This window comes from Streptomyces flavofungini (assembly GCF_041028215.1).
In the GTDB taxonomy this organism is placed as follows: Bacteria; Actinomycetota; Actinomycetes; order Streptomycetales; family Streptomycetaceae; genus Streptomyces; species Streptomyces flavofungini_B.
The window spans coordinates 1-4,844 of the sequence record NZ_JASKYR010000556.1 but is presented as its reverse complement, the minus strand read 5'-3'; the positions used below and the strand labels follow the sequence as shown (position 1 = coordinate 4,844).

Genomic DNA, 4,844 nt, shown 5'->3' with positions numbered 1-4,844 from the left:
GTGTCATCGCCCTTGAGCGGCACGAGGCGAATGACCGCCGTCTTGGGAGCGACCTGGGGAAGGTTTCCTTCGTCTTGACCGCTGGCCACCGGGTCGAGGGGCTTTTGCGCGGTTTCTTCGGCCTGGCGCTGTGTGCCGATGTCAGCTGGCTGCTCGTCCCGGGTTCGGGATCTCGGAGGCTGAGGCTCGTCCGGGACCTCATCCCCGGTCTGAGCAGTCAGAAGCTGCGGCTCATCCCGAGCCTGGGCGGATGGCGCTTGATGCTGGCTTTCGGGTGGCGTCGGCCCGGTGTGGTCTAACGCGTGACAGCTCCCGTGCGTCGCGGCGGCGACGGTGAGGGCGAGCTCAGGCGACGGCTTCGGCTGCGCCCGGGGGTCCGGAGCCGCTGAGGGACCGGCGTCGCCGAGTTCGTCGGCGAGTTGGTGGATGAGGATGCCGTGCCGGTACGCGGTCTCGCCCACCTCGGCGCAGTTACTGCCGTACACGGACAGCCTGTTGCCCTCCTCCTTGACCACCTCGATGGGCTGCCGTGCCGCACGCGCCTCCTTGGTGAGGAGCGCGCCGAGGCGGGCCGCGTGGGGGGTGAGGACGGCCACGCGAGGGCGGAGCCTGGTCCGTGCGAAGTCCTTGGCCTCCTGGTCGGCGAGGAGCCGCCCCGCGTCGAGGGTGACGACACGGTCGGCGGTGCGTGCCGCCTCCTTGGGGTCGTCGGTGGTGAACAGGACCGTGCCGCCTTGGCCGACGTGGGCGCGCAGAATTTCGTGCAGCCAGGCGCCCTCCCGGGCCGAGAGCCCGTCGGCGGGGCCGTCGAGGACGAGCGTGTGGGGGTCTGCGAGCAGTGCGCAGGCCAGGCCGAGGCGGCGGTCCATGCCGCGCGAAAGCGTGCCGAGGCGCTGGTCGCGGAGGCTGACGAGGCCGACGGCCTCGAGTACGTCGTCGGCCCGTGTGGACGGTACGGCGACGGCGGCGCAGAGCATCCGCAGGTGGTTGCGGACGGAGCGGGCCGGATGGCCGGGGACGTCGCCCAACAGGACGCCGACCTCGCGCGAGGGCTGGGCGATGCGGTGCAGCGGGCGCCCTCTGAAGTACGTGATGCCGCGGCCCTGTTGAAGTTCGAGCATGAGCCGCAGCGCCGTGGTCTTCCCGGCGGCCTCGGCGCCGAGCAGCGCCGTGACTTGGCCGGTGCGTGCCTCGAAGGACACGTCGTCGACGGCGGGCGGGAGCTCCTGGCGGGGATTGCTGGTCAGTCCGATGGCCTGGATCATCGCTTCTCTCGCAGGATGTGCGACCGCTCGACGGCCGGGGCCCGTCCACCGGATCAGGGGGGACGAGCCCCGTGGGTACCACAGCAAGATAACGCGACATATACGGCTTTTCAGGCAGGGCGGCTTCACTGGTGTCCCCGCGAGTGACACCGAGGGCTAACCAGCGGGCCGCCCGGCGGGCCGCCGTTCGGCGGCAGAACGGGGGCGGCCGTGACCGCTGGTGTCAGACTTCGGGGCGCAGCATCGGCGGGTTGAGGAGCGTGGCCCCTCCCGCGCGGAAGAGCTGGGCGGGTCGACCGCCCTGCCGAGTGGTGGTGCCGCCGGTGGGGACGAGGAAGCCCGGAGTGCCCGTGACCTTGCGGTGGAAGTTGCGGGGGTCCAGGACCACGCCCCATACCGCCTCGTACACCCGCCGCAGCTCGCCGACCGTGAACTCCGGCGGGCAGAAGGCCGTGGCCAGCGAGGAGTACTCGATCTTGGATCTGGCGCGCTCGACCCCGTCCGCGAGGATCTGTCCGTGGTCGAAGGCGAGCGGCGCCGACGGTTCGCCCTCGCGTCCGTACCCGCCCTTGTCGAGCAGGGTCTCTACGGGCGCCCAGCGCGCGCTGTGCGCGTCGCCGCCCGCGCGGGGCGCGGGCAGGTCGGGGGCCAGCGCGAGGTGGGCGACGCTGACGACGCGCATTCGTGGGTCCCGTTCGGGATCGCCGTAGGTGGCGAGTTGTTCGAGGTGCGCTCCGTTGTCCTGGGCCGGGGCTGCGGGGTCGTGGGCACAGAGGCCCGTCTCCTCGCTCAGTTCTCGGGCCGCCGCGGACGACAGGTCCTCGTCGGGGCGGACGAATCCTCCGGGGAGCGCCCAGCGCCCTTGGAAGGGCTGCTCACCGCGCCGCACGGCCAGCGCGCAGAGCGCGTGACGGCGCACGGTCAGCACGACCAGGTCGACGGTGACGGCGAAGGGCGGGAAGGCCGACGGGTCGTAGGGCGACATGCCGCGATCATAGTCGTCTTCCTGACGATAAACATCTCCTTCGGCCACCGCTTCCCGGCCCGTTTCCTCACCGCCGCCCAGGGGCCCGTCATCGCCTCTCTGCTCCATCGCGTCCAGGTCACACCCCCAACTGCAGTTCGTCGGCCGCTTCCTCGACCATGGCCAGACCCAGTCGGCTCACCCGTACGGAGAAGGGGGCACCGGCGACGCTCAGCGAGGTGAGGCCCAGCTCTCCCAGCGGGGCACTTCGAAGGGGCCGAAGGGTCACCGCGCCTGCCGGTGCGTCGGGCCGGATCCCCGCGAGGGCCGCGAGGACATACACCCCTGCCGCCGCGGCGGTAGCCGCTGGACGGCAGGCGGCCGGGTGCGGGACCGGAGCCGCGCCGTCCGTGCGCTGCTCCCCCGCGTACATCTCGGGCAGCCGACAGCCGAAGCTCTCGGCCGCCGACAGCATCCCGCTCAGCAGGGAACTCGCCTCCTTCTCATAGCCCGCCGCGGCAAGTCCCGCGACGGCCACGGCCGTCTCCTGTACGCGGACCGCCCCGCTCCGGTGCCCGAACGGGTTGTACCCGTTCTCCTTGACGCCCAGGCTGCGCAGTCCCCACCCGGAGTCCATGGCGGGCCCGCCGAGCAACCGGGCCAGCTGTTCGGTCTGCACCTTGTCGAGCAGCCCGACGGCGAACGCTCCCGCCCCGAGCAGACCTGTGTCCAGCAGGTGGGCCGCTCCGCCGGTGAGATGAGGGACGAGGCGTCCGTCGGGCAACCGCGCCAGGGCCGGTCGGCCCCCTGCCCGGTCCTCCACCCAGAACTCCGAGCGGAACGTGGATCGCAGCCGCTGGGCCCACTGCCGCAGCTCGTCAGCGCCCTCGCGGCCGAAGGCGTCGAGCAGGTCAGCGCCGAGGATCGCCGCCCGGTGTGCGTGAACCTGGGTCGTGCAGCGCACCGGCCCGTTGGGCCGCGCGTCCGGCAGGAACACCCTGTCGCCCACCGCGGTGCGCAGCCACTGCAGGCATCTCTCCGCCGCGGGCAGCAGCCCCTCCACTTCCTGGCTCGGCAGTCCCCATCGCCGTGCCTCCGCGAGCAGGACCGGGAAGAGCAGTGTCGCCTCGGTACCGGTGCAGCCGGGTGGCAGGTGTGGCCCGGCGTCCCGCAGCGGTCCGGGAATCATGCCGGTTCGCGGGCCCGGCCCGGTGCGTTGGCTGCGCGCCAGGGTGCGCAGCGTGCCGCCCGCGAGTCCGGTCCCGAGCGGCAGCGTCATGCGGGCCGCCGCCAGCGCTTCGGCCGGTGCGAGGCCACAGCGCCATGGGGCACCGGCGGCCGCGTACAGGTCGGTGGGGTGTTCGTGGTCCCGCAGCAGCAGTGCCCGCAGGTCTTCGACGGACTGGGTGAGGAGTGGCTGCACCCGCGGGTCGTCACCGACGGCCCGCGCTTGGGCGAAGGAACGTGCCTCGGCCGGAGAACGCGTACCGGCGAGGGGCCGATTCCCTGCGAGGGAACGCGTCCCGCCTCGACCCGTCGACCGTACCGGCCTGGCACCCGTGGGGGCCGCCCGCAGCTCCAGTGTTCGCGAAGCGCCCGGCAGTAGCTCCACCTCCCAGCGCAGCACTCCAGCGGAGGCCAGCGCGTCGGTGGGTGCCGGTTCGGCCGTGACCAGGCAGTCGGCCGAGGCGGTCGACCACCGCATACCGGAGGCGTGCACGCCGGCCGGGAGCTCCGGCCCGGCCCTGCCGGAAGCGACGGCACCGAGCTCGGCCAGATCCGTGGCGAGCGCGACCTCAACGGGCAGCCGCAGGGGGCGGGTGGCCGCGCTGTGCAGGGTGATCCGTTCCGTGCCGTCGGCGTGCCGTACCCGCTCGACGAGGATCTCCGGGTCGGGACCGGCGCCGGTCGACAGACGCAGCGTCGCCATGAAGCGGGCGCTGTCCGCCGTGACCATGCGGGCCTGCACCGGGACTGGCTCGCGACCGGCCACCCGCACCTGACAGCGCGACAGGACCCGCCGTCCAGCGCGGTAGAAGCCTTCCAGGCCCCGGCCGGTCAACTGCCCCTGGTGCGACGAGATGGCGAGAGCGGGCAGGGCGACACAGATGAGGGACGCGTGCGCGGGCGGGAGCTCGACGGGGCCGACCGGAACGGGCTGGCGCCGTGACGCCGGGGCCGTAGGGCCGGCCCGCGCCGGGACCGGCACGGGCCGCTCGGGCCCCTCCCGGTCGAATGCGTGTGGCGGAACGGAGATGGGCATGAGGCGGCTTCTTCGGCGTTGGCTGCGTGGCCCGTGTAGGTCGGGGGCGGCACCGCGGCCTGCGACGACCACTCATACCGCCACTCAGGTGAACGGTCTCGGCCCTTCGCAAGTCACGCCTCCGCAGGGCGAAGCCGACCGCATGGAGCCAACTTCTTATGGACGCCACCGCGCACCACAGCCGTGTCGCCGAAGTGACCCACCAATGGGACAGGGGATTTATCGCCTGTTCCTCTCGCTTAGCGGCTCTCCCTGGATTCACCGACCGTTCCTCGCGCCGCGCTTGCTCATTCGCCACCGGTTCGATCGCGCTGCTCCGGGGCCACCAGCGGAGCCGGGACCGCCAGAGGGG

General features: G+C 72.7%; 3 protein-coding genes. All 3 read right to left on the bottom strand.

The window, feature by feature from the left end; translation table 11 throughout:
* On the bottom strand, positions 1-1,265 hold a 1,265-nt coding region (locus tag AB8Z36_RS29535; protein WP_369216449.1), incomplete at its 3' end, for an ABC transporter ATP-binding protein.
* A 223-nt stretch (positions 1,266-1,488) separates the two neighbouring features.
* The gene (locus AB8Z36_RS29530) at positions 1,489-2,250 is read right to left on the bottom strand and encodes an NUDIX hydrolase (protein WP_369216448.1); all 762 of its coding nucleotides are present in this window, start codon (positions 2,248-2,250) and stop codon (positions 1,489-1,491) included.
* Positions 2,251-2,368: 118 nt separating this feature from the next.
* Entirely contained in the window at positions 2,369-4,492 is a 2,124-nt protein-coding gene (locus AB8Z36_RS29525) for a glycogen debranching N-terminal domain-containing protein (RefSeq protein WP_369216447.1), read from the bottom strand.
* Between the last annotated feature and the right edge of the window lie 352 nt (positions 4,493-4,844).